We start from the raw sequence: 25,334 nt of genomic DNA, 5'->3' as shown, positions 1-25,334 counted from the left end.
TCACGGGTTGTTTTTTATTTATTTTTTTAGAATTAATTATTTAGCCAAAACAGCTTTTGCCTTTGCAACAACGTTTTCAGTTGTGAAGCCAAAGTGTTTGAACAACTGGTCTGCAGGGCCTGAAGCACCAAAAGTATCTATGGAAATTACTTCGCCCTTTAGTCCAACATATTTGTGCCATCCGAAGGAGGAAGCTGCTTCAACTGCCACTCTGTTAGCAACAGATGATGGAAGTACGCTTTCCTTGTAATCAGCTGACTGTCTGTCAAAGAGCTCCATTGAAGGCATACTTACAACTCTTGCATCAATGCCTTCTGCTTGCAACTGTTTGCCGGCTTCAAGAGTAATGTGTACTTCTGAGCCACAAGCTATCAGAATGATTTCAGGAGTAGCATTTTTTGAATCCAACAGAGTATAAGCACCCTTTAAAGCTACTTTTCCGTCGATATCAAGAACAGGAAGGTTCTGTCTTGTTAATACCAAACAAGTAGGTGATGAAGGGTTAGTAATAGCTGTAAACCAACCGGCAGCTGTTTCGTTTGCATCAGCAGGTCTGAAATCAATAAAGTTTGGTATACTTCTTACAGAAGCTAATTGCTCAATTGGTTGGTGAGTAGGTCCGTCTTCACCTACACCAATGCTGTCATGAGTCATTACATAAGTAACAGGTAATTTCATTAGTGCTGAAAGTCTCATAGCACCCTTTAAATAGTCAGTGAACACAAAGAAGGTTGCACAGTACAGTTTTAATCCGCCGTATACAGCCATTGCATTTGCTATAGATGCCATTGCGTGTTCTCTTACGCCAAAGTGAAGGTTTCTGCCGCTGTAATCTTTAGCTGAGAAGTCTCCAACACCTTTCATAGCAGTCTTATTTGATGGTGCAAGGTCAGCAGAACCTCCAACAAGGTTAGGGATTCTTTGTGACAGGTAATTTATAAGATTTCCTGAAATAGCCCTTGTTGCATTTGCCTTAGGTTCAGCTTTCCAGAAAGCTTCATCGTTCAGAAGCATTTCTTCATAGCTGTCATTCTGCCACATGTCCCATTCCTTTGCGAGGCCCGGGTATTCAGCAGCATATTTCTTGAACATTTCATTCCATTCGTTTTCAGCCTTTATACCTGAATCAATAATTCCATTCATGTAAGCTGAAACTTCATCATTAACATTAAAGCAGTCATCCTTGCACATTCCCAAGAATTCCTTGGTCTTTGCAAGTCCTTCGTCTCCAAGAGGTTCGCCGTGAACAGATGAGCTTCCTGCTTTTGGTGAGCCGTAACCGATTTGAGTTTTAATGATAATAATTGAAGGTGCGCTTGTGTCAGCCTTTGCCTTTGCAACTGCTGCACTTATGTCCTCAACACTGTTTCCGTCTTCAACTTTAAGTACTTGCCAACCGTATGCTTCGAAACGTTTTGCAACATCTTCTGTGAAAGCTATGTCGGTATTTCCTTCTATAGTAATATTGTTGCTGTCATAAAGTAATATAAGCTTGCCCAGTTTTAAGGTACCTGCAAGTGACGCTGCTTCGCTTGCAACGCCTTCCATGAGACAGCCGTCTCCTGATAATGCAAAAGTATAGTTATCAACTATTTTGTAGCCGTCCTTGTTGAATTTGGCAGCCATAAACTCTTCAGCCATTGCCATACCAACTGCATTGGCAACACCTTGACCAAGAGGTCCTGTTGTAATTTCAACGCCCGGTGTATGTCCGTATTCAGGATGTCCAGGAGTTTTACTGTTAAATTGTCTGAAATTTTTCAAATCTTCCATTGAAACATCGTAACCGAACACATGCAGCATTGAGTAAAGCATTGCTGAACCATGACCTGCTGAGAGTACAAATCTGTCTCTATTCGGCCATTGTGGGTTTTTAGGATTATGTTTCATATGTTTTGCCCAAACTGTATAGGCTATAGGTGCTGCACCCAGTGGCAAACCCGGATGTCCTGAAGATGCTTTTTGAACTGCTTCTGCAGCCAACACCCTTATAGTGTTAATAGAAGCTGTGTCTATCATGCTCATTATTAGTCCTCCCCAATATAATTATTACATTAAACATATTAACACAAAAATATATAAAAATGATTATCTATTACAAAAAATTATAGTTATGCAATAAAATATTTCAAAAATTTTTTAACAGCTATAATTAAGTGTTTGCATATGGATAGTGATTCATACCATATATTATTAAAAATATTATCTTTTCAAAGTGAAAGGTGTATAATAGGTAATACTAAAATTAACTGCGATTTAATTGAAATATGAGGAAATATAATGGAAGAGTTTATTGGAAAGCACAGAGGTAATTGTGAAAATAACGTGGGCTGCTGCGGATATTGCTGTACTAAGATTGAAAATTTTTCAGTAACCATAGGCAGAACACAAATATTGCAGGATGTAAGTCTTCATCTTCACTGTGGGGAGCTGACTGCGATTATAGGCCCTAATGGGGCAGGAAAGAGTACTTTACTCAAATCTATACTGGGAGAAATTAAGCACGAAGGTAATATTGTATTTGCAGGAGCCAGTGGAGAGGCTGCCGGAAGGCCTGTTGTGGGATATGTTCCTCAGCAGCTGGAATTTGATACTTCCGCACCTCTTAGCGTAAAAAATCTATTTGCATCGTGTATGAGCAGAAAACCTGCTTGGCAGGGTGTTTCAAAAAAACTGGATAAAAGAATTGTAGATTGCTTGAGCCGAGTTCAGGCTGAGAAGCTTATAGACAAACGATTGGGAGCTTTGTCCGGTGGAGAGCTGCAAAGAGTGCTACTGGCACTGGCACTTGAGCCGATGCCGCAGCTTTTGCTTTTGGATGAGCCTGTGTCGGGGGTTGACAGGAAGGGACTTGAAGTTTTCTATGAGATAGTCTCTAAAATAAGAAAAGAATATGATTTGACAATAATACTTGTTTCCCACGACCTTGATTTGGTTAGAAAACATGCAGACAGGGTAATTTTGTTAAACAGAACTGTAATACTAAACGGAACTCCCGAAGAAGTGTACACTGATAAACGCATGCATGAAACCTTCGGTCTGACCGGTATTCTGGGAAATGAAACCGACGAGAACGGAGGCGGGAAATAGTGGAGCAGATATATAAAATTCTTGATATTTTGTTTCCATTTAGTTGGCTTGGCTATGAATTTATGAAAAATGCCTTTCTGGCTATTTTGCTGATTGCTCCGGTATTCGGTATTCTGGGAACTATTATAGTAAACAACCGTATGGCATTTTTCTCTGATGCCTTGGGTCACGGCGCTTTTACCGGAATTGCAATAGGCACGGCAATAGGTGTTTTTCAGCCTATGTGGTCTGCAATAGCTTTTTCAATAGCTTTTGCTGTTCTTATTACGATTGTTAAGAATAAAACGAAAACATCCACCGATACGGTTATAGGAGTATTTTCATCTGCTGCAATAGCCTTGGGTGTTGTACTAATGTACTCAAAAGGCAGCAATAAATATTCTTCTGTTCTGGTGGGAGATCTTTTAAGTATAAGTGCAGGAGAGGTAGGACTTTTACTCATTATAGCCATTGTAATAATCGTATTTTGGTTAATGTTTTACAATAAAATTCTTTTGGTAAGCTTAAATCAATCACTTGCAAAAAGTCGGGGAATAAATACCGTGGCTGTCGAAATGGCTTTTACATCTGCTATTGCAGTGGTGGTAACAATCAGCATACAGTGGATTGGACTTCTGATAATTAATTCCCTTCTGGTTCTTCCCGCCGCTGCTGCAAGAAACGTATCATCAAGCGCCCGACAGTACAATATCATTGCATTACTGATTTCCTTTGTTTCGGGTATTGGGGGTCTTATCATGTCGTACTATCTGGATACTGCAACGGGAGCAACGATAGTTATTATTGCGGCGGTTATATACTTTATTACACTTGGATTAAGAAAAAGGTTTATATAATAGGGTTGTTTTAACAACTGTACTCCCGTACAAAATTATATCAATGATTGCTTCCAAGATATTTGCTAGAGTTTATAGCGGCTCATCTCAGGATATTTTACCGTCGCTCACATTCATCGTCCATGATTCATTGTGTCGCTAATACCTACATCGTGTAGGTATTACGGTAAAATATCCGTCTTCGCCGATAAACCACTGCAAATATCTTTAACCAAGCTTCCATTGATACAATTTATACTAGCGTACTGGTTTACAACAACCCTTTCTATTTTATTCCCCCATTACCACTACTATTTCATTAGTAGCTTTAAGCTCATCTGTGCTGATATAACAGCCATCAATACGCTTTCCGTTAACGGTAACGTATTTTACTCCTTTTTCCACACCTTGACTGTTATCGACAGTTATATTGAGAACATTATTTCTGAATACCTTGGTCATTTTAAAGTTCGTCCAGTTCGAAGGGATACATGGATTTATTTTTATACCATCGTACTCAGGCTGTAATCCCAGAATTCCGTATACCATTGAAACCATTACAGTTGATGCTGTACCTGTCAGCCAGTGAACATGTGAACGTCCGTGATTTTGGGTATCAGTTCCTTCTGTAGCCTGTCCGTGTATGTATGGCTCCAGTTTTCTCTTTTCGGCATTGTCATTCATGGCAGCAGGATTTATTTCGGTAAAATATTCATAGGCCCTGTTACCGTTTCCTATAATAGTTTCAGCAAGTATCAACCAACCTTGGGGCTGTGAGAAAATTCCCGCATTTTCCTTGGTTCCCGCATTAAATAGTGACATTCTTGCCACAGGAAGACCGTATTCTCTGAAAGCAGGGTAGAACAACATTGCACCATATTTGGTATTCAGATTAGCATATACCTTATCAAGAACTGCATTGGCTTGTTCCCCTTCAGCAGCACCGCTTATAACGGACCAGACCTGAGGATTAAGCCACAGGCTTGCTTCGGAATTGTTTTTTGAGCCGATAATATATCCGTCCTCAGTGAATCCTCGTACATATTGGTCCCCTTCCCAGGCAGACTTTTGAATACTTCCGTTTAATTCTTCAAGGAGGCCTTTTACCCATGCAATATCTGCTGAAGAACCCTTTTTAACTGCAAATTCTTCAAATATTTTAAGTGCATAGTACAGCTGGAAGGCTACGAAGAGAGATTCACCTTTTGAGCCAAGTCTAAGGCAATCGTTCCAGTCAGCATACAAACCTGCAGGCAGACCATGACTGCCTTGTCTGTCCAAATTAAACTGTATTGCTTGTTTCAAGTGTATATATACAGTTGCCTCTCCCTTGTCTGCATAAGGAATGCTTTCATCTATAAAGTCCCAATCTCCGCTTTCTTTAATATATGTAATAACTGTTGGGAACAGCCAAAGAGCATCATCTGCCCGATAAAAGGATTGCCCCGTTTCTTTTGCGTACTGTGATTCATCAGGAGTAGCTTCTTCTCCGGGCCTATGGTCGAACTTCACAAGAGGCAGACCACCGCCATTGGAAACTTGTCCCGAAAGCATAAGCCAAAGTCTTTCTCTTGCCACATTTTGGTCTAAGTGGATTATACCCTGTATATCCTGTACCGTGTCACGGTATCCTAATCCGTTTCTCAGACCACAGTATTGGAAGGAGGCTGCTCTTGACCAGAAAAAAGTTATAAAACACTGGTATGCATTCCAGACGTTTGCCATATTATTAAAATTATCATCAGGGGTTTCAACCTGTAGATTGCCCAGCCTCGAATGCCAGAAAGTTTTCAATTGTTTAAGCTCATGTGAAACGACTTGGCTGAAATCAAAAGAAGCCTCACAAGAGCAATTATCTGTCTTTTCAACAGTAGCATATTTTGAAATTAATTCTCTTGCAAAAGCTCCATTTCCTGCTCCAAGGAGGAAAGTCATTTCAGCTTCTTCACCGGGATTTAATTCTATATCTGTCTGGAGAGCTCCAAAGGAATTTCCGTTATAGGAAACGGTATTTGAACACTTTCCCGATTCCACGGCAACAGGATTGCCATAATTTCTGTAGTTACCTATAAACATGTCTCTTTCGCCGTCAAAAGCAGAAACTGACTGCCCTGCTAGACCGAAAAATCTGTATATGGGGTCGCCCTTTTTATTGGAAGTTCCTTCAACATCTGCTGATGCCTCACTTCCATTTGCGTTGATTACCTGAAGTATGTGATTTTCTTTAAAATGTGTTCTACTTATAAATTGCGAGTACTGAAGATTTACAGTATCATTTTCATAGTGGTCATGGTTTGTGAATTCCGCCATTCCATATATAGATAAGCTCCGTTTGTTTGTACTGTTGTTCTTTATTCTGAAATTCCATACCTCATAGTTTTTATCAAGAGGAACGTAATAAAGGGTACGGCTTTCTATATCCTTGTAGGAGGATGAAATAATAGTATAGGCAGTTCCGTGTCTGCATTCACTCTTATAGCTGTCAATGGCTTTGCAAACCGGCTGCCACGAGCCTGACCAGTAATCCCCGTCTTCATTGTCCCGTATATAAATAAATCTTCCGGGCTGGTCGTTGGACATGGAATTTAATCTGAAACGAATTATTCTCCCGGCTGCACCGGATTTTACAAAACTATAGCCCGTTGCATTGTTGGATATAATTGCACCATAGTCTACAGACCCAAGATAATTACACCAGGGGGCAGGAGTATCCGGGCGTGTAATTACATACTCCTTATTAACTGCATTAAAATGACCAAAATTCATTAAAGCACCTCCGAAAACCAAATTCAGAGATAATAATATCATAAATCTTAAAATAAATGTCAACAATTCAAAACATTAGTAAAAAATTATTAAGGGCCAAGGGCAGGTGTTGTAAAATAAATATAATAGTAGGCATTTCCGGGGCTTCGGGAGCCATATATGCAATCAGGCTCCTTGAGGTATTAAAGAGTATACCTCAAGTAACCACCCATCTTGTAATGAGTAAATACGCCATTAAGAATATAGGTATAGAAACTGACTATAGTATTGAGCGGGTGGTGGAGCTTGCAAATTTCACATATGATAATGGCAACTTGGCAGCGAGGATTTCCAGCGGCTCATATATTACCCATGCAACGGTAATAGTTCCTTGCAGCATGAAGACACTGGCTTGTATTTCAAACGGAATATGTGACACTCTTATAGCAAGAGCGGCTGATGTAGCTCTTAAAGAATCGCGAAAACTGATTATTTGCCCCAGAGAAACACCCCTTAACTCCATACATCTTGAAAATATGCTCAAGCTTTCAAAGCTGGGAGTAAAAATAATACCCCCAATGCCGGCTTTTTATAATAAGCCTAAAAGCATTGAGGATATACTGAATCATCAGGCTATGAAAATATGTGATTGCTTAGGAATTGTTAACGAAATAGGACGCAGATGGGAATAAGTTATCCAAAAACCCTTTTACATTACTATTGTTGTTCTACTTTATAGCCTTTTTCCTTGAGCATATTAATAATACCGTTCTTTCCCGTCAGCATTGAAATATCTGCTATTACAAAATATTTGCCTCCTGATTTTAAATATTTTGTAATAGACTCATAGGTTTTTTGGGCTACGGCTGTTTGAGCGGTTTTGTCAAAGGTATATAACTCGTCAAGGCCTTCAACATTCCCTTCTTTCCATAATGCTGTTGCATTTTTTACAGTTTCAGACTCCTGTTCTATAGCTTTAATGGTATTCTCGAGTAATGTACCTTGGAGAGAATATGACATTGTGCTGAGCCTGCTTAGTTGGGTATCTGGAGATTCAATCTCAACTATTGACTTTCCGTCTTTCTTTGCTTTTGCTATAAAATATGAGGGAACAGGGTCTTGCAAAAAACTTTGTGAGTTGCTGACAGCAAGACCGGAAATCAGGTTTTCTATAACCCAAGGCATAAAACTCTTGTAAGCAGCAAGTGATTTCTTGTTTTGAGTATACTTTTTTATAAGGTTGTCTGCTTTGGTGTATTGTTCTTTTGTTAACACTTTATCTATTGTTGTTTTTGATAGCAGCCCATATTTTAGCAGGGCTGTTACGGTCTGGTCCTGTGTAGTTTTAGTCATGTCGGTTTCTACAATGACTCTTGAACATTCATTGTATACCTTTTCCAGAAGTGTACTCAAAGGGAATACACTTTTGTCTGTAATTGATAATGAGCCCAGAAGATATGTAATATTTTTTTGTGAGGTATCATTTTGATTTGTTACTTTCCACATGCTTACATGGCTATTTTCGGCAGGAAGGGCTTCAGTAGAAGCGGACGATGCCAAAGTAAGGGATATAATAAGTATTAAGGTAATTAAGGGTATTAATCTTCTCATTGAAAACCTCCGGATAATATAAATTTATTAAATACTACTAACTATATTAAGATATAAGTAGATTAATGTTGATATATTACAATTATTTTAATATTATAGTAATATATACCAAGCACTGGGGTGATCAATTGAACATTAAAAGACTGGAAAGATTACTTCTTACCTCTTTATTAATAATATCATTATGCTCTTGCAATAATACTGCGCCAAAGGAACAAAAGGCTCCCAACAACACTAATATTTCCACAGACAGCGGAAATAATTCGGGAGCATTGGCAATATACGACAAAGAAAAATCAATCAAAGAAAATATAACTGCATACATAAAGAAGATGACTCTGGAGGAAAAAGTAGGGCAGATGATAATGGCGGAAAGGAACTATGTTACCGCTCAGGATGTTAAAACCTACTCAATAGGGTCTGTATTCGCCCAAGGGGGCTCAGCTCCGGAAGAAAATAACCCGGATGGTTGGAGAAAAATGATACTCAATTATAAAACTGCGGCGAAAGAGTCAAGACTGTCCATACCGCTTTTATTTGCCGTGGATGCCGTTCATGGTAATAACAATATGAAGGATACCGTTATATATCCTCACAATATCGCCTTGGGAGCTACCCGTAATGGAAAACTCGCAGGGGAAATTGGAGGGGCTGTGGCAGATGAATTAAATTCAATAGGTGTTGACTGGACATTTGCTCCCTGCGTTGCAGTAAGCAACGATATAAGATGGGGGAGGGCCTATGAGTGTTTCAGTGAGACACCGGATCTTGTGACTATGATGTCGACTCCTTTTATAGCAGCTCTTCAGGAAAAGGGAATAATCGCATGTGCAAAGCACTATGTGGCAGACGGAGCAGTTGAATTCGGCTCCGGCATGAACGGATTGCTTGATCGTGGAAATACCAATATCAGCACAGAGGAACTTAAAGATAAATATATATCTGTATTTAAGGATGCAGTTAAAGCGGGTGTAAAATCAGTTATGGTATCATACAGCAGTGTAAAGGGCAGAAAAAACCACTCAGAAAGAGATCTTATAGAATATAAACTAAAGCAGGATATTGGCTTTCAAGGAGTAGTAATAAGTGACTACGAGGGTGTTGAGTATCTGGAGGGCAACAGCCTTTATGTAAAGGTAGTAAATGCAGTAAATGCAGGAATAGATGTACTTATGGAAGGAAAGCGGTGGAAAGAGTCCTATAAATGTTTATTGGAGGCAGCAAGTGAGAAGCGGCAGGATATAAATATGGACAGGATAGATGAAGCAGTTTTCAGGATACTTCGAGTAAAGATGGATTCAGACAAATTTGATGTTAAAGGTGATAAGACAAATAAGAATTATGATATCAGGCAGAATTCCAATATTAAAATTGCAGAACAGGCTGTGAAGGAATCTTTGGTTCTTCTGAAAAACAAAAAGAACATACTTCCTCTTAAAAAATCGGCAAAGATTGCAGTTATTGGGCCAGCCTCTGATAATATAGGCGTACAATGCGGCGGATGGACAAAGACATGGCAGGGTGGATTAGATATTGGTGATAAGAAGTGGATGAGAGGTACTACCATTCTGGATGGATTTAAGGAAATGGCAGATGAAGGAAGAGGAGTTATAATCACAGATCCTGCAAAAATAAGGGACGCAGAAGTTGTTGTTGCAGTATTAGGAGAACATCCATATGCCGAAGGAAAAGGCGATGAAAAAAATATAGGATTAAGCGAGGGTCTGGCTTTTAGTGAAAATGCTCAGACACTGCAAATTGCATATGAATCTAAGAAACCCGTAGTTGTTATTATTGTATCGGGGAGACCGCGGATAATCACAAGTGAGCTTAATAGATGGGATGCTCTTGTTGAGGCATGGCTGCCCGGAACGGAAGGGCGGGCGGTTGCATCGGTTATTTACGGAGATAACTGCAATTTCAAAGGACGACTGCCTGTCAGTTGGCCGAAATCATCTGAACAACTTCCCATTACAATTGAAAAGTTGGATAACAATGAAGAATATAATGCTCTGTTTCAATATGGGTTTAGTTTAAAATATTCAAATTAATCTACTTTTCCACACTTATGTGAACTGCCAAAATTAAATTATACACAGATTTATACACATTATCCACATATATAACACAATATTAAAAAGTATGTAGAAAACACGGGAAATCCTTGGTTTAACAGTGGTTTTATAGTTATTCACAGTTTTTTATGAACAGTATTACATATCCACAAGCTATAATTAACAGATAATTCAGAAGTTATCAACAGGTTTTAGGGTATTTTGTTGAAAAAATAAAAAGCGAGGAATTTTCCCTCGCTTTTTAAAATATAATATAAATTTATCATTCTTCTTCGTCAGTTTCTTCCTCTTCAAGAATATCATCTTCAGCAATTAATTTCTTGTCACTGTCATCCAAACGTTCCAGATAGTCATCAATAAGATATGAAGCATCATTTTTTGTCATAGTTTCAAAGTTCATATCACTGATATCCTCATTTAACTGCTCTGCCAACTCTTTGATGTACTCAACCTGTTGAGTTGTAGCCAACTCTACCATAGCTTTTACATGGTGATCACATTTTTTGTTTGTGCAATTCCCACCAATCTTCAAAGAGCCGCATTTATTACAAAATTCCATACCAATATCACCCCGCAATTATTGCATTAGCAAAAATAAAAATTAATTGGCATATGATGCCCCTGTGACACTGTCACAATATGATGTTAATATTATAATACGTGCTAATTATTTTAATGTAAATATATAATTCCTAATATTTTATATTTTTGATAACATATATCATAATAGCTATAACAAATAATTGCAATCATTTCCTGAGTTTTGGAGTAATAGTTCTTCAAAAGCCTTATTTCAAGGCTATTTGGGATAATAGTTTTCCGGCAGATTTATACAATAATAAGGCGATAGCCGAATTAAGACCTGCTTTCATTAAATTAAAAGGAAGCAGAGCCGGAACAATCATTTTAATTACGGCATCAATAGGAGTTCCCGCAAATAAAGGATAAAATATCATGTTCATTGGTATCATTAGTGCAGTCATTGCAAGACTTCCCAGAATTAAACCAGTAACAGCACTTTTGAGAGTTTTTTTCTTCATATAAACTATAGAAGAAATACCTACCAGAGCTGACGTAGCGACAATATGCATTATGCAGCCTATCCATCCGTCGCTGCTGACTGCTAAGGTTTGTACAATCGCTGTTACAATAGTTAGGATAATGCCTTCCACAGGACCGAAGATAAAGCCCCCAATAATAATCGCTACATCTGCAGCATCATACACAAGGAACGGTGCAGCGGGAAAAGGGAATTTTAGTGGAGATAATATAAGAATTACCGAAATTGCTACCAATACACCCATTGTTGTCATTTTTCTGATTCTACTGCTATTCATTGAAATTTGCCCCCTTATGATAAAATAAATATAAGTATAAGTAAATTAAAAAGCCCTATGAATAATAATCCACAGAGCTTAACCAAATAACAAATCAATGTTGTTTATTGTTCTTCTTTCATCCAGACTATACTGTCGGCCATGGAATCGCACCATGTCTGCAAAACGCTCGCGGGCTAATACAAAAGAGTACATTACCGCCGGTAGGGAATCACACCCTGCCCTGAAGATATTATGAAGTTTTTAATTACATCTATGTTAAAACTATAACATAAAATAAGGGGACAATCAATGCATTGGGTTAAAAGGGTATAAATGGAAACATTTGTTGCGGTAAATTTAAAATATGTGGTAAAATATATTTGAATAAAGTACATTTGGAGGAAATCTATGAAAGTACGAAAAGCGATAATACCTGCTGCCGGTCTTGGAACCAGATTTTTACCTGCAACCAAGGCACAGCCTAAAGAAATGATACCTATAGTCGACAAACCTACTATACAATACATTGTTGAAGAAGCAGTTGCTGCGGGAATAGAAGATATACTTATTATTTCCGGAAGAAATAAAAGGGCGATTGAAGACCATTTTGACAAATCTTACGAATTGGAAGAAGAGCTCCATAGAAAAGGAAAGCAGGAGCTTTTGAGTGTTGTACAGGAGATTTCAAATATTGCAAATATACACTACATAAGACAGAAGGAAGCAAAGGGCCTGGGCCATGCTATTTATTGTGCTAAATCGTTTATCGGAAATGAGCCTTTTGCTGTTATGCTGGGCGATGATATAGTGGATTCTCCGGTACCATGTATTAAGCAGTTGATGGATGTATACAACGAATACCAGACTACTATTCTGGGGGTTCAAAAAGTACCCCTGCAGGATGTAACAAAATATGGTGTTATTGGTGGAACACAGATAGATGAAAGAGTTTATAAGGTAAAAGGTTTGGTTGAAAAACCGGAGGTTGAGCAGGCACCGTCAAATATAGCTATACTGGGCAGGTATATTATTTCTCCCAGAATTTTTGAGTTCCTGCAATCTGCTACACCGGGTAAAAATGGTGAAATATGGCTCACAGACGCATTGCAGAAGCTAATGGAACAAGAAGCAATGTATGCTTTTGATTTTGAAGGCGACAGGTATGATGTAGGAGACAGAATTGGATTTTTAAAGGCTACGGTGGAATATGCACTAAAAAGAGAAGAATTAAAAGATGAATTTACAGCTTTTTTGAAACACAAAATGGAGCAGCTTCCTTAATAAGCAACTTTTTACTTAAAAAATAAAAACCGGAAACAGTAAAGCATTTCGCTTTTAATGTTTCCGGTTTTATTTTTATGTCTTAATTAAAGGATTTGAACTGGTAGGTTACGGAGTTCCCTTTAACATTTACAACGGCATACTTTGCAGCGCCTTTGTTGCTGTCACTGAAGCCATAGGAATCAAAGCCGGCGGTTATTACATATTTAACGCCTTTGTCCATATAACTTGAATTGGAATTTCCTTTGTAGAATACCCATACATTCTTTCCTGTTTTCTTTTTATAATCTGTAAGTGTTTCTTTTAGAAGCTGTCCTTCTTTAGTATCATTGAACTTTAAAGGATCTTCCTTGAGAAACACAAATACATTATTACCATTAAAGGAGTTGAGCTGATTAATAAACCATGACCATTCATTTGTGTTTGTTAAACGCAAGCCGCCTTTGGCAGTATTAAGCTGAATAAGTCTGCTTCCGTTAACATCCAAAGACTTGTAGCTTGCCGCGGTACTCAACTGAGGAACCTTTATACTGCTTCTTGTAAGTCCGTCATTTGAACCTACCAGTACAGACACATTTACAGAGCAGCTTACTTGTCCTGCCAATTTGTTAAGCATGTCAATCTGTGTCTTGTTGGAGGCGGTATAGGCTGTTGACTGACCAAAGACTGAAAATGTCATTGAATCTGCTCCTGCTACAGTACTATCCTTATAATGCTCATCTTTGAGTACGGTTGTTTTTGGAGCCTTTGACATATCAACAGCAGGATAGCCTGTGTAAACCATTGTCAGGTTGTCAAAGTAAACTGTTCCTGAAGACTTTCCTTTTTTAGGCTGAACAGCAAATACATTTGTTACCTTCTTAGGTGTGTTCAAATCATCTAAAGACACTTCAAGGTACTTCCAGCCTGTCCAGGTGATTCCTTTTGCAAAATACTCGCTGCTGTAGTTTCCCTTTGAGTCGTAGACTGTTGCTCCTATCCAAATTGGCTTCTTGGCCGAACTGTAAACCCACATACCAAGTTTTGAGGTGGTAGGCTCCAAGGTATAGCCTCCATTTGGCAGCATCAGATATGCTGTCTTGTTTACGCTTAAGTCAGTGGAAAAATCATATGTGATTTTCGCAGAGTATTTTTCTGACTTATAGACGTTCGATGCCAGACTATAAGATGCTTTAGCTGATTTTGGAGAGGTTATAAGGTTAATACCTGCTGAATTAAAGTCCTGAATAATTTTGGTTATACCTGACATACGAATTGACACAGGGCATGAGACAACTGCTGAGCCTACTGTTGCGGTTACATAACCTGTTCCTCCGCTTTTGTTTGCAGTAAATACATTTGATGAAGATACCTTTCCTACATTTCCGCCTGTACTCCATTTTATGTTTGCAGGTGGAATACTTGATGTATAACCGTTTTTGTCCCAACCTTTAACGGTTAATGTAACTGAACTTCCCGGGTTAATATTAAGAGTGTCATAATTCAGTTCAAGTTTGGACGGAGACTCCAGTACAGTAATAGGACATGTTCCCACAACATTTTCACCTATTTTTGCCGTAACTACAGCTTCTCCCGCCGTTGTAGGATAAAACAGATTTCCTTTGAAAGTACCCTTTACACCGGAGACGGACCATTTTATATCATTTGGATTAATATTAACAGGATTCATATATTTGTCTAGACCCCTTGCATTAAAGGCTCTGGAGGTGTTAACAAATACTTTATCTTCATATGAAGTTACAAAAAGAGTATCCACAGGCCCTTGGGGTGCTACTGAGAAAATACCCAGAGAAGCACCTACGCCTCTTTGGGAGCCGTCTGAAGGACGATTTTGAACACTCAGACCTGTTGTACCCTGTTCTCTGGATACAAGTGTTGTGGAACCGCCTCCGTCCAGATTCAGGGCATTGGCACAGCCAAGTTCATGCATGTAAGATGCAAGTTCTGATTGGGTCATACCAATACTGGAGCTGGATTTTCCGTCAACAGCTGCAATAATCAAGGTTTTTCCGTCCTTTGAGGTTCCTATTGCAGTTCTCGCCGCCCTTGTACTCGGTGACACCGGATTATGAGAGAAAGTGTTTAGAACTTTATCGTCCTTTACAAGCATTGCACCGCCTGTAAGAGCCATGGTCATTTTATTTGTATCTACGTTCATGGTGATACTATAATCAACGGGATCACCAACCTTGAAGGTATCCTTTAAATACTGAATATGACTTCCTGAGCCTAAAACAACAAAACCCTTTTTCGGCATATCAATACTTGGTTTGTTTTCGCTGAACTCTTTTACAACACCGTCTTCTACTACCATCTCAATCCAATCAGGGTATTGGGCAGTAGCGCCCGGAGTTTTAGCACCCCATTTTGCATCTACAATTGTCATCCCGTTGAAAACACCTTTGTACCTGTTATAGGATGCTGCAATTTTCTTTTCGCCCTTTGGAGTGATAAGCTCTACTTTGGTATTCCAGTATGTAAATAGTGCTTCGTTTAAATCATTAAGGGAAAAGGTTGCAGTATCCTTGCTGTCTCTGGTAGCTGCCAGATCAACTTGCCCTGAAGAAACAACAGGACCGTAGGTATAACTGTTACCGCTTCCCTTGGCTCCGAAATCAAAAAAGCTGCCATTAACCGCAGCAATAGCTCCACTGTTTTTTGCCAGATTTAAAACAGTTGAAGATCCCACAACTGACTTTTTATTTACCAGTGTGTCCACCTTTACGTTTTTATCAGATAAATCCACTCTGAGAACATATGACTTAATCCATCCGCTTGTAGTAAAGCGGTCATAGTTTTCCAAAGTTACACCCGAAGTAACAGTCTGCTTTTTAACAGTCTGACTTATAAGCTGCTGTGCACCGAATACATTGCTGAAGGATGTCAGCAGCAATGTTAAGATAACTAAAAGTGCAAGACTTCTACGTATGTATTTATTCATTTTTCTGTTATGTACCCCCAATATTATGTTGATTTACCCCGCTGTGAAATTAAATGGATATACCCAGGTTATATTGCAACAACTTTACGGGGTATGATGCTATTCGTGCCATCCGTCGATTTCCGCACGTTTTATTGCTCCAAAGAGGTTGCTTTTGATTTCTCTGTTATCCTTTTGGAGTTCTAGGATTAAATCCTTGATATACTGGCGTTTCGTTTTACCATCTACATGGCATGGACTTTTTACAATTGGAAGACTCTCGGACTTTACAACTGCTTTTATTTGCTTTTCTTCAGTATAAATAAGAGGACGAATAAGATATAAATCCTGTCTGTCAAGATAAGTCACAGGAGAAAAAGTATGTATTCTTCCTTCATAGAAGCTACTGAGCAAGAGAGTTTCAACAGCATCGTCCCTATGATGGCCCAGAGCAACCTTATTGCAGCCAAGCTTTTTTGCTTTATTATGGAGAGCTCCTCTTCTAAGGTTTGCACACATAGAACAAGGGTTCTTTTCATTTCTCACTTCAAAAATTATCTTCCCAATTAAGGTCTCTTCAACCGAATAATTGACACCTATTTGTTTGCAATATTCGACAACCGGAGTGTAATCGGCATTTCCTATACCCATTGTAAGACTGATTGCCTCGAGCTCAAACTTTTTAGGATAGAAATTCTGAAGCTGTCTTAGTGCAGTAAGAAGGGTCATGCTATCTTTTCCGCCGCTTACGCCAACTGCAATTTTATCTCCGTCTTCAATCATGTTATAGTCCTGAATCGCCCGTCTGACTTGCCCTAAAATACGCTGTATAGACACCACATCCTTTTTCCTTAGTTTTACTACATTATAAAAAAACTACCATGACGTATCAAGAGATATTACATTTCAATTATGTTACATATTGGATATAATGCTCTTAGGAGTAGTGAAAATGTTGAAAACACACAGTGAATGTATGAGCAAAATTAATATGACAAAACAGGTAATAAAACCGTGTAAAAGTGAGCATAATAAAGAAATAGAAGGGTAAATGCTGAAATATGCTCAATGTACGGATTGATTATATTTTGGGGCTATAGTAAAATACTTTTGCGCTCGAGAAAACAACGAGTGTGTAAATAACGGGGTGTAGCGCAATTGGCAGCGCGCTTGGTTTGGGACCAAGATGCTGGAGGTTCAAGTCCTCTCACTCCGACCATATAAACCAGAATATCTTTGATGTTCTGGTTTTTTGTTATGTGTAAAGGACTTGAACCTGGGAAGGCACGAAGCGTTAAGAAAATGCAAAGCATTTTTAGCTGAGTGTGCCGAGACTTAAGTCGAGGCGTAAGTCTGCGAACGAAGTGAAGCAGACGGTCAGTCCTCTCACTCCGACCAACTAAATCCTCGACAGGTTTCTGTCGAGGATTTTTTGCTATGAAATAAATAGGGACTTGAACCTGGGAAGGCTACGGCGCTTGTGTTTTCTGCGGAAAACACAGGTGCCTTTTACTATGTTCAAGGCACGAAGCGCCTTACGGGCGAGACCAGTCTCCCCGTATGCCCCACTGGCCTCCCGGCGGGGCAAAAACCAAAATAAATATTTCCCAGGTGTTGACTATCGTTCCTTTATTGGCTGATATATATCCAGTTCACAATAGTTGTCATTTGAAAGAGAAGTATCAATATATTCAAAGCCAAAGGTATCAGCTGATTTAAAATATGAGTTCGTAATCCATCGCCTGTATAAATGAACAATCAGCCGACCCACCTGTCTTCCTTTTATCTCCTCAGGTCTGAAGAAACCTACAAAACGAAAAACAACATATTTATTTGTAGGTACGTATATTCCTGCCATACCGTCCGGGATATGATTCAAGTCAGACACCTGTATAGAGGGCATATAATTTAAATAACCATCGTTATATTTGCTCCAATCCGTATACCCGAAATATACATCTGGATTAACTGCATTCTTTATTACATGCTTTTGATTATGGAAGAAATCCTTGCCATAAGCGTTGGCTGTATTATCGCCTTTCCTGCTAAGTATTTTATGCTGGGTACCCACAATAGTGAATCCCGGTTTGAATACATACAGAGGTTTGTAAATTACTGAATTTTGGACAGACATAATATCATTTTCATTTATCTTCTCTTGGACCTGAAGAGAAAATTGCTCGGATTTTACTTTAAAGGGAGTAAACCCAAATTTTTTTCTAAAGGCTCTTATGTAGGACTGTTCATGATCAAAGCCGTACTCCATTGCAATATCTATTATCCTCATATTTGTTTTTATAAGTTCATTAATACTTGATGTGAGTTTACGAGATTGTACATAGTCCATGATAGTCTGACCGGTTAATGATTTAAACATTCTATGCAAGTGATATTTTGATACTCCCGCATGTAATGCCAGATCATCAAGTGTAAACCTATTAGCAATATTCAATTCAATATAGTCAATACATGAAATAATAACTTTTTTAGAATCTATCACAATAAGTAACTCCTTAAGGATGATTAAAAGCAATATCTGTTCATTTACAACTAATTATACGTGGTATTGTACAAAGTGTAAATTATGCTAGGTAATATATAAACCATGGACTTTTTAACTATTTATAGGAGGCATTATATGAAAAGGCGCGTAGTAATAACAGGAACTGGGGTGGTTTCATCACTTGGAATTGGCACCGGAGACTTCTGGGAATCAATAAAAAATGGGCAATCGGGTATAAGCAATATTGAAAGAGTTGATGTTTCGGATTTGCCTACATGTGTGGGGGCAGAAATTAAAAATTATGATCCGTCTGAATTTATTGGGAAAAAAGAAATAAAAAGAATGGATCGATTCACTCAGTTTGCGGTATCTGCGGCCCATATGGCTATAGAAGATTCAAAATTAAATATAGATACAATGGACAAAGGAAGATTGGGTATAGTTATAGGAACAGGTATTGGTGGAATTGAAACAATGGAAAGTCAGCACAAAATACTCATGGAAAAGGGGCCCGGAAGAGTTAGTCCGTTTTTTGTTCCTTTGATGCTCCCCAATATAGCTGCTGCAAATATTGCAATTAGATATGGAGTCAAAGGTTTTGTGGAATGTGTGACAACAGCCTGTGCTTCTTCCGCAAACTCCATTGGTGATGCGTTTAAAGTAATTCAGCGAAATGATGCTGATGTAATGATAGCAGGTGGCGCAGAAGCACCTATTGTCAGGCTCTCACTTTCCGGTTTTTGTGCAAATAAAACAATGACAACGAATAAGGAGCCATTATCAGCTTGCAGACCCTTTGATGCTCAAAGAGACGGTTTTGTAATTGGTGAGGGAGCCGGAGCCTTAATACTTGAAGAATATGAACATGCAATAAAACGTGAAGCAAATATTATCGCTGAAATTGTAGGATATGGCTGCTCTAACGATGCCTACCATATTACAGCCATTCCTGATGATGGTGAGGGTGGAGCAAAGAGTATTCTACAGGCTATTAATGATGCAGGCATATTACCTTCGGATATAAATTATATAAATGCCCATGGAACTTCCACTGAATTAAATGATAAGAGTGAAACTGCTGCAATAAAAACTGTGTTCGGAGAATATGCATATAGATTGCCAATAAGTTCGACTAAATCAATGACGGGACACCTATTAGGTGCTGCCGGAGCGGTCGAATCCATAATCACTGTGCTTACGCTAAAAGATGGGTATATACCGCCAACAATTAATTATAGTGTACCTGATCCCGAGTGTGACCTTGATTATGTACCCAACGTTGGAAGAAAGAAGGATATTTCCTATGCTTTAACAAATTCTTTCGGTTTTGGCGGGCACAATGCAACACTTATTTTTAAAAAGGTAAAATAAAAAACAGTAATTCATTAATATGTTTAGGGTGCTGTGGGTCAGTGCCTAAAGACACTGGCCCATAGCAACTATTCTGCATACATTTACATTTTATAAGCCTTGGGTCTGATCTCCGCAGACTATTTCATCACACTCTTCACTCAATTTGCCGGGAGTACCTTCGAAGGCATTGATATACATCTGTTTAATTTCGCAAATCAGAGGATACCTTGGATTGGCACCTGTACATTGGTCATCAAATGCAGATTCGCACATTTCATCCAGAGTTTCATAAAACTTTTCATTTGAGACACCGGCTTCTCTTATAGTCTTGGGTATATTGACCTTGGTTTTCAAGTCCTCAATGGCCTGCAACAGAAGGTTTATTTTCTCTTCTGAGCTTTTACCGCCAAGTTTCAGCGAATCTGCGATTTCGGCATATCTTTCTTTTGCATTTGGATATTTGTATTGCGCAAAGGCTGCTTGCTTTCTTGGATTATCAACTGCATTAAATCTGATTACTTCTCCAATCAATATTCCGTTTGCAACACCGTGTGGCACATGATGCATTGCTCCAAGTTTATGAGCCATTGAATGGCATATTCCTAAAAATGCATTTGCAAAGGCCATACCTGCTATTGTTGAAGCATGAGCCATTTTTTCCCGTGCCTCAATATTATTGGCGCCCTCATTATAGGCAAGAGTAAGATAAGTGAAAATCAGTTTTATTGCTTCCAAAGCTAATCCGTTTGTAAATTCCGTTGCAAGGATGGAAACATAAGCTTCAATAGCGTGAGTTAACGCATCGATACCGGAGGCCGCAGTAAGGCCTTTGGGCATATTAAGCATAAGTTCTGCATCAATGATGGCAATATTGGGGGTTAGTTCGTAGTCTGCCAATGGATATTTGATGCCGGTCTCGTCGTCAGTAATTACAGCAAAAGGAGTAACTTCAGAGCCTGTCCCTGCAGAGGTTGGAACGGAAATCATCAGAGCCTTTTTCCCCATTTCAGGGAAGGTATACACTCTCTTTCTTATATCCATAAATCTCAGGGCCAGATCTTCAAATTTGACTTCAGGGTGTTCGTAAAGCACCCACATAATCTTAGCAGCATCCATTGGTGAACCACCGCCAACTGCAATAATAACATCTGGTTTGAAGCTTTCCATTTCAAAGGCACCTTTTTTTGCTGCTGATAGAGTTGGGTCCGGTTCCACATCAGAAAATATTTTGTAGCTTATTTCAAGATCATCAAGCAGGCTTGTGACTTTATTGGTATAGCCTAATTGGAACAGAACTTTATCGGTTACTATAAAGACTTTTTTCTTATCCATAGTAGATAATTCTCTAAGGGCGACACCCAGACTGCCGAATTTGTAGTAAATTTTCTTGGGAACTCTAAACCAGAGCATATTTTCTCTCCTTTCGGCAACTGTTTTCATATTTAGCAGGTTTCGTACTCCTACATTATCTGATACTGAGTTACCACCCCATGTACCGCAGCCAAGGGTGAGGGATGGAGGCAGCTTGAAGTTGAAAATGTCACCGATGGCGCCATGGGAGGCAGGCATATTGATAATGGTTCTTCCTGTTTTCATAGTGGCCCCGAATTGGTCTATTCGTGCTCTGGATTTGATTTCATCGGTATAAAGCACAGATGTGTGCCCGAAACCACCAAGCTCAATGAGCCTGACTGCTTTTTTCAGTGCATCTTCAAAGGAACTTGCCCTGTACATTGCGAGAATAGGGGAAAGCTTTTCATGAGAAAAAGGTTCATCCTTTTCAACGGAGTCTACTTCACCAATAAGAACTTTAGCATCTTTAGCAACTTTTATCCCCGCCATTTCAGCTATCTTGCAGGCACTTTGTCCAACAATTCCTGCGTTTAATGCACCGTTTGAAAGAATTATGTTTCTTACCTTGTCAGTTTCTTCGTCTGCAAGGACATGTGCGCCTCTTGCAATAAACTCTTTCCTTACCTCATCATATACCTTGTCCATTACAATTACAGCCTGTTCCGATGCACAGATTACTCCATTGTCGAAGGTTTTTGATAATAGGATGGAACTTACTGCCATCATTAAATCCGCTGTTTCATCAATGATAACTGGAGTATTACCCGGGCCTACACCGATGGCAGGACGGCCGGAGGAATACGCCGCCTTTACCATACCGGGGCCACCTGTTGCAAGAATCAGATCTGATTCCCTCATAAGCAGCTGAGAGAGGTCAACCGAAGGTTCATCAATCCATCCGATGATTCCTTCCGGAGCGCCTGCCTTAACTGCGGCATCCAGTATAATCTTTGCTGCGGCTACGGTACACTTTTTTGCTCTGGGGTGGGGAGCAAAGATAATACCGTTCCTGGTTTTTAGAGCAAGTAAAGCTTTGAATATGGCTGTTGAAGTTGGATTTGTTGTCGGAATTATAGCTGCAACTACACCCACAGGTTCTGCAACTCTTGCAACTCCGAAAGATTCATCCCTCTCAATAACGCCACAAGTTTTCTCATCCTTATATTTATTGTATATATATTCTGAGGCAAAATGATTTTTAATCACCTTATCCTCCACGATGCCCATTCGTGTCTCCTTAACAGCCATTTTAGAAAGGATTATCCTGGCATTGTTTGCAGCCATAGCAGCCTGTCTGAAAATTTCGTCAGTCTGTGCCTGACTGAAGGTGGCAAATACTTTTTGTGCGGCTCTTATATCAGCGAGTTTCTGTAATAATTCATCAGAAGTTGATATCGCCATATACATCATCTCCCTTTTTTGTGGTAAAAACAGTAATAGTATGCGTGTCTTATGACAGCCTTATCCATATAAAATGCAATTAAAAACCCACGACAAAATATCTGTCGAGGGTTTTCAATTCTTAAACCAAGAAAGTTTAAAAGTGCGTTATTAGCCTTGACCTTGGAAAATAGCGCTTATAGCTGTGCTGGCGCCTGTACTTGTGGATTTATAGCCTAAACGTATATATCTTAAGAATTTACTTGAAGTTATAATAGTTGCGGCACCCGGGTTAACCTGGCGTTCGTCACTGTCTATTACCCAATCCGTACCGTTAGGGCTTAATTCAACCACAACTGTAACATTGTTTGTATCGCCTGTATTTTTTACAAAGAACTGATAAGTGGTGAGTTGAGCAATTTCTTGTTGGGTTGTATACTGGTAGCTATCTGTTGTAGCTGAGGTTGTAAGTGTCGCATTTGTAAAGGTGATGGCATTCTTAACCTGCAGTGTTCCTGTTGCATCGGTTAATAATACATGATTGTCAGTGCCGTCACTACCATAGACAGCAATACTGTCGGTGGCTTGAGAAATATCAACATTAACGGTATCAGAAGAAGTAAGAGGTCTGATATCCAGCTGACCTGAGGTGTTTGTCTTAATTATCTTATTGTCAGTACCGTCATTACCATATACGGTAATACTGTCATCAGCCTGAGTGATATTAACGCTAACGGTATCGGAAACTGTCAACGGTCTGATATCCAGCTGACCTGAGGTGTTGGTTTTAATTACCTGATTGTCAGTACCGTCATTACCGTATACGGTAATACTGTCATCAGCCTGAGTAACATTAACGCTAACTGTATCAGAAACTGTCAAAGGTCTGATATCCAACTGACCTGAAGTGTTGGTTTTAATTACCTGATTGTCAGTGCCATCATTACCATATACGGTAATACTGTCAGTGGTTTGAGAAATATCAACATTAACGGTATCAGAAGAAGTAAGAGGTCTGATATCCAGCTGACCTGAGGTGTTGGTTTTAATTACCTGATTGTCAGTACCGTCATTACCATACACGGTAATACTGTCATCAGCCTGAGTAATATTAACGCTAACTGTATCAGAGACTGTTAAAGGTCTGATATCCAACTGACCTGAAGTGTTGGTTTTGATTAACTGATTGTCAGTGCCATCATTACCGTATACAGTAATACTGTTTACAGTTTCGTCTACGTCAACCGCAAGGGGAGATGCACTGTCTGTTGCTACCTTTAATCTACCTGTACTGTCAGCCTGAACATTAATTACAGCTGAACCATTTGTTGCAAAGATTTGATTTTTTAGATTTTCCGGTGAATCCTGATAAATTGGCATTCCGGGCATAATGTTCACTCCTTTTTTATTTGCTTTTACTACATTATATTCAATAATATGTCAAATGGTTAACATAATACATAAAACTATGAACATTCAGCCTAACGATGTATTAATAAAATTTGATAACCGGAAACATGATATTATATAATAATAAGTAAGTTTAAATATAAGATTTTAATTATAGACGAGGTATATATGAGAAGAGTTTTAAGGACATTGGGAATTAGTATCTTCAATGCGATTATAATTGTAATAATGCTGGTGATTATGGTACAGCTGAGGCTGCCCATGGCAGGACTATATTTTGTTTTTGCAGCAACGGCCATATTATATCCCGCTGCTATGATACTTTTGTATAGAAGATTGTGGGAGGAGGAAACATTAGTTATTATACCTATCAGCCTAATACTGTCAGCACTGTATTCATTAGGAGTATCAATGTACAGCTATTATGGTACGGGTGAATTTTCTGTAATGTTTAAGGATTTAATGTACTTTATATATTTTCTTCCTTCAACTATTTATTGTATTATTGCATGGATTATATTTGGTATTATGGCGAAAATGGCTAAAAGTACTCGAAGAAGGGAATTTTAAAAGATACAAATGGCAAAGGAGTAATTGAATTCAGATGAACACCGATAAAATAGGTTTTTTGGATTCCGGCTTTGGCGGGATAACAGTTTTGAGCGAGGCACTAAGACAGCTTCCACAGGAAAATTACATATACTATGCAGATATAGAACATGTACCTTACGGAACAAAGACAAAGGAAGAAGTAAGAGAATATGTTTTTAGAGCCGTGGAATTTCTTGTGAAGCAAGGAATCAAAGCTCTTGTTGTAGCATGTAATACAGCTACAAGTATTGCCGTAAGGGAACTCAGAGGAATGTATGATTTTCCTATACTGGGAATGGAGCCTGCGGTGAAGCCTGCTGTCCGGAACGGTAACGGAAAAAGAGTTCTTGTACTTGCTACTGCCTTGACCCTTCGTGAGGAAAAATTTCACAATCTGGTTCAGAGGGTGGATCAGGAACATGTAGTAGATTATCTGCCTTTTCCTGAACTGGTGGAAATGGCCGAAAATATGATATTTGATTATGATAGCATTGTGCCTGTTATAAAGAGCAAATTGGAAGGCTTTAATCTGGAAAATTATAAAACCTTCGTCTTAGGTTGTACACATTTTCCTATATATAGGGATGCATTTAAGAAAGTACTTCCTTCTTTTGTTGATATAATAGACGGAAGCGAAGGAACAATCAGATATCTAAAGCGTTTGTTGGAGGAGAGGCAGCTTATAAGTACAAATGCTGATGGAGGAAAGGTGGTTTTTTTTGATTCGGGTATACGCATACAGAATCAGGAAAGACTGAAAACTTTTAAATGGCTTATTTCCAATTGTTAGAAGCGTTTTTGCTATAAAAGGGGCAATTTCCTTGCTACTTTTAAAGGGAAATATATATTAAACGTAGAATTATATATAGTAAATTGTACGTTAAAGCA

At 38.8% G+C, this 25,334-nt stretch carries 18 protein-coding genes, 1 tRNA gene and 1 riboswitch; of the genes, 9 read left to right on the top strand and 10 right to left on the bottom strand.

What is annotated here, in order from left to right; translation table 11 throughout:
- Nucleotides 1-36 precede the first annotated feature (36 nt).
- On the bottom strand, nt 37-2,025 hold the full coding sequence (tkt, locus tag P0092_RS21540; RefSeq protein ID WP_004618226.1) for a transketolase: 1,989 nt from the start codon (nt 2,023-2,025) through the stop codon (nt 37-39).
- Nucleotides 2,026-2,280: 255 nt separating this feature from the next.
- On the opposite strand from tkt, the gene P0092_RS21535 reads away from it, so the two are divergent.
- The gene (locus P0092_RS21535; RefSeq protein ID WP_004618227.1) at nt 2,281-3,090 is read left to right on the top strand and encodes a metal ABC transporter ATP-binding protein; all 810 of its coding nucleotides are present in this window, start codon (nt 2,281-2,283) and stop codon (nt 3,088-3,090) included.
- Nucleotides 3,090-3,926 carry a metal ABC transporter permease gene (locus P0092_RS21530; RefSeq protein ID WP_004618228.1) on the top strand — a complete coding sequence of 279 codons (837 nt, stop codon included), beginning with the start codon at nt 3,090-3,092 and terminating at the stop codon, nt 3,924-3,926. The genes P0092_RS21535 and P0092_RS21530 overlap by 1 nt, the downstream gene beginning before the upstream one ends.
- Before the next feature lie 270 nt (nt 3,927-4,196).
- Here P0092_RS21530 and P0092_RS21525 read toward each other — a convergent pair whose 3' ends face one another.
- Nucleotides 4,197-6,671, bottom strand: coding sequence for a glycoside hydrolase family 94 protein (locus P0092_RS21525; protein WP_004618229.1), 2,475 nt, complete (start codon nt 6,669-6,671; stop codon nt 4,197-4,199).
- A 56-nt stretch (nt 6,672-6,727) separates the two neighbouring features.
- On the opposite strand from P0092_RS21525, the gene P0092_RS21520 reads away from it, so the two are divergent.
- Nucleotides 6,728-7,342 carry a UbiX family flavin prenyltransferase gene (locus P0092_RS21520; RefSeq protein WP_004618230.1) on the top strand — a complete coding sequence of 205 codons (615 nt, stop codon included), beginning with the start codon at nt 6,728-6,730 and terminating at the stop codon, nt 7,340-7,342.
- A 25-nt stretch (nt 7,343-7,367) separates the two neighbouring features.
- Here P0092_RS21520 and P0092_RS21515 read toward each other — a convergent pair whose 3' ends face one another.
- Nucleotides 7,368-8,261, bottom strand: a complete 894-nt coding sequence (locus P0092_RS21515; RefSeq protein WP_004618231.1) for a TraB/GumN family protein — start codon at nt 8,259-8,261, stop codon at nt 7,368-7,370.
- Between the two features lie 128 nt (nt 8,262-8,389).
- On the opposite strand from P0092_RS21515, the gene P0092_RS21510 reads away from it, so the two are divergent.
- Nucleotides 8,390-10,312: a glycoside hydrolase family 3 protein gene (locus tag P0092_RS21510; protein WP_040758545.1), complete on the top strand. Its 1,923-nt coding sequence runs from the start codon at nt 8,390-8,392 to the stop codon at nt 10,310-10,312.
- A gap of 286 nt (nt 10,313-10,598) precedes the next feature.
- On the opposite strand, the gene P0092_RS21505 is transcribed toward P0092_RS21510, so the two are convergent.
- A complete protein-coding gene (locus P0092_RS21505) occupies nt 10,599-10,895 on the bottom strand; it encodes a hypothetical protein (protein WP_004618233.1) in 297 nt (98 codons plus the stop codon).
- Between the two features lie 229 nt (nt 10,896-11,124).
- Complete coding sequence (locus P0092_RS21500) at nt 11,125-11,673, bottom strand: ECF transporter S component (RefSeq protein WP_004618234.1); 549 nt, start codon at nt 11,671-11,673, stop codon at nt 11,125-11,127.
- Nucleotides 11,674-11,779: 106 nt separating this feature from the next.
- Nucleotides 11,780-11,908: riboswitch (FMN riboswitch) on the bottom strand.
- 155 nt (nt 11,909-12,063) lie between these two features.
- Between P0092_RS21500 and galU the strand changes: the two genes are divergently transcribed.
- Nucleotides 12,064-12,936 carry a UTP--glucose-1-phosphate uridylyltransferase GalU gene (gene galU, locus P0092_RS21495; RefSeq protein WP_004618235.1) on the top strand — a complete coding sequence of 291 codons (873 nt, stop codon included), beginning with the start codon at nt 12,064-12,066 and terminating at the stop codon, nt 12,934-12,936.
- A gap of 82 nt (nt 12,937-13,018) precedes the next feature.
- On the opposite strand, the gene P0092_RS21490 is transcribed toward galU, so the two are convergent.
- Both P0092_RS21490 and P0092_RS21485 read right to left on the bottom strand, forming a co-directional pair.
- Nucleotides 13,019-15,877 carry a phosphodiester glycosidase family protein gene (locus tag P0092_RS21490; protein WP_004618236.1) on the bottom strand — a complete coding sequence of 953 codons (2,859 nt, stop codon included), beginning with the start codon at nt 15,875-15,877 and terminating at the stop codon, nt 13,019-13,021.
- 99 nt (nt 15,878-15,976) lie between these two features.
- Nucleotides 15,977-16,696, bottom strand: coding sequence for a tRNA 2-thiocytidine(32) synthetase TtcA (locus P0092_RS21485; protein ID WP_004618237.1), 720 nt, complete (start codon nt 16,694-16,696; stop codon nt 15,977-15,979).
- A gap of 303 nt (nt 16,697-16,999) precedes the next feature.
- On the opposite strand from P0092_RS21485, the gene P0092_RS21480 reads away from it, so the two are divergent.
- Nucleotides 17,000-17,075: transfer RNA gene (locus tag P0092_RS21480), tRNA-Pro, on the top strand.
- Nucleotides 17,076-17,474: 399 nt separating this feature from the next.
- On the opposite strand, the gene P0092_RS21475 is transcribed toward P0092_RS21480, so the two are convergent.
- Nucleotides 17,475-18,356 (bottom strand): AraC family transcriptional regulator, encoded by an 882-nt coding sequence (locus tag P0092_RS21475; protein WP_004618239.1) that lies wholly within the window; start codon nt 18,354-18,356, stop codon nt 17,475-17,477.
- A 138-nt stretch (nt 18,357-18,494) separates the two neighbouring features.
- Between P0092_RS21475 and fabF the strand changes: the two genes are divergently transcribed.
- Complete coding sequence (gene fabF, locus P0092_RS21470; RefSeq protein ID WP_004618240.1) at nt 18,495-19,730, top strand: beta-ketoacyl-ACP synthase II; 1,236 nt, start codon at nt 18,495-18,497, stop codon at nt 19,728-19,730.
- 90 nt (nt 19,731-19,820) lie between these two features.
- Here the strand turns inward: fabF and adhE are convergent, their stop codons facing one another.
- Both adhE and P0092_RS21460 read right to left on the bottom strand, forming a co-directional pair.
- Complete coding sequence (gene adhE / locus P0092_RS21465) at nt 19,821-22,466, bottom strand: bifunctional acetaldehyde-CoA/alcohol dehydrogenase (protein ID WP_004618241.1); 2,646 nt, start codon at nt 22,464-22,466, stop codon at nt 19,821-19,823.
- A 150-nt stretch (nt 22,467-22,616) separates the two neighbouring features.
- The gene (locus tag P0092_RS21460; protein WP_004618242.1) at nt 22,617-23,834 is read right to left on the bottom strand and encodes a DUF6385 domain-containing protein; all 1,218 of its coding nucleotides are present in this window, start codon (nt 23,832-23,834) and stop codon (nt 22,617-22,619) included.
- Between the two features lie 189 nt (nt 23,835-24,023).
- On the opposite strand from P0092_RS21460, the gene P0092_RS21455 reads away from it, so the two are divergent.
- Both P0092_RS21455 and murI read left to right on the top strand, forming a co-directional pair.
- Nucleotides 24,024-24,425 (top strand): hypothetical protein, encoded by a 402-nt coding sequence (locus tag P0092_RS21455; RefSeq protein ID WP_004618243.1) that lies wholly within the window; start codon nt 24,024-24,026, stop codon nt 24,423-24,425.
- A gap of 34 nt (nt 24,426-24,459) precedes the next feature.
- A complete protein-coding gene (gene murI / locus P0092_RS21450) occupies nt 24,460-25,236 on the top strand; it encodes a glutamate racemase (protein ID WP_004618244.1) in 777 nt (258 codons plus the stop codon).
- The last annotated feature ends 98 nt before the right edge of the window (nt 25,237-25,334 follow it).

The organism is Ruminiclostridium papyrosolvens DSM 2782, assembly GCF_029318685.1.
Lineage (GTDB): Bacteria > Bacillota > Clostridia > Acetivibrionales > DSM-1351 > Ruminiclostridium > Ruminiclostridium papyrosolvens.
This window is presented reverse-complemented; position numbering and strand designations above follow the sequence as displayed.

Excerpts from the sequence above, each read along its gene's own strand:
- P0092_RS21520 (WP_004618230.1), top strand. The coding sequence starts at position 6,728 with ATGTCAACAATTCAAAACATTAGTAAAAAATTATTAAGGGCCAAGGGC.
- murI (WP_004618244.1), top strand. The coding sequence starts at position 24,460 with ATGAACACCGATAAAATAGGTTTTTTGGATTCCGGCTTTGGCGGGATA.
- tkt (WP_004618226.1), bottom strand. The coding sequence starts at position 2,025 with ATGAGCATGATAGACACAGCTTCTATTAACACTATAAGGGTGTTGGCT.
- P0092_RS21525 (WP_004618229.1), bottom strand. The coding sequence starts at position 6,671 with ATGAATTTTGGTCATTTTAATGCAGTTAATAAGGAGTATGTAATTACA.
- P0092_RS21500 (WP_004618234.1), bottom strand. The coding sequence starts at position 11,673 with ATGAATAGCAGTAGAATCAGAAAAATGACAACAATGGGTGTATTGGTA.
- P0092_RS21490 (WP_004618236.1), bottom strand. The coding sequence starts at position 15,877 with ATGAATAAATACATACGTAGAAGTCTTGCACTTTTAGTTATCTTAACA.
- P0092_RS21455 (WP_004618243.1), top strand. The coding sequence starts at position 24,024 with ATGAGAAGAGTTTTAAGGACATTGGGAATTAGTATCTTCAATGCGATT.
- galU (WP_004618235.1), top strand. The coding sequence starts at position 12,064 with ATGAAAGTACGAAAAGCGATAATACCTGCTGCCGGTCTTGGAACCAGA.
- P0092_RS21515 (WP_004618231.1), bottom strand. The coding sequence starts at position 8,261 with ATGAGAAGATTAATACCCTTAATTACCTTAATACTTATTATATCCCTT.
- P0092_RS21535 (WP_004618227.1), top strand. The coding sequence starts at position 2,281 with ATGGAAGAGTTTATTGGAAAGCACAGAGGTAATTGTGAAAATAACGTG.
- P0092_RS21505 (WP_004618233.1), bottom strand. The coding sequence starts at position 10,895 with ATGGAATTTTGTAATAAATGCGGCTCTTTGAAGATTGGTGGGAATTGC.
- P0092_RS21460 (WP_004618242.1), bottom strand. The coding sequence starts at position 23,834 with ATGCCCGGAATGCCAATTTATCAGGATTCACCGGAAAATCTAAAAAAT.
- adhE (WP_004618241.1), bottom strand. The coding sequence starts at position 22,466 with ATGGCGATATCAACTTCTGATGAATTATTACAGAAACTCGCTGATATA.
- fabF (WP_004618240.1), top strand. The coding sequence starts at position 18,495 with ATGAAAAGGCGCGTAGTAATAACAGGAACTGGGGTGGTTTCATCACTT.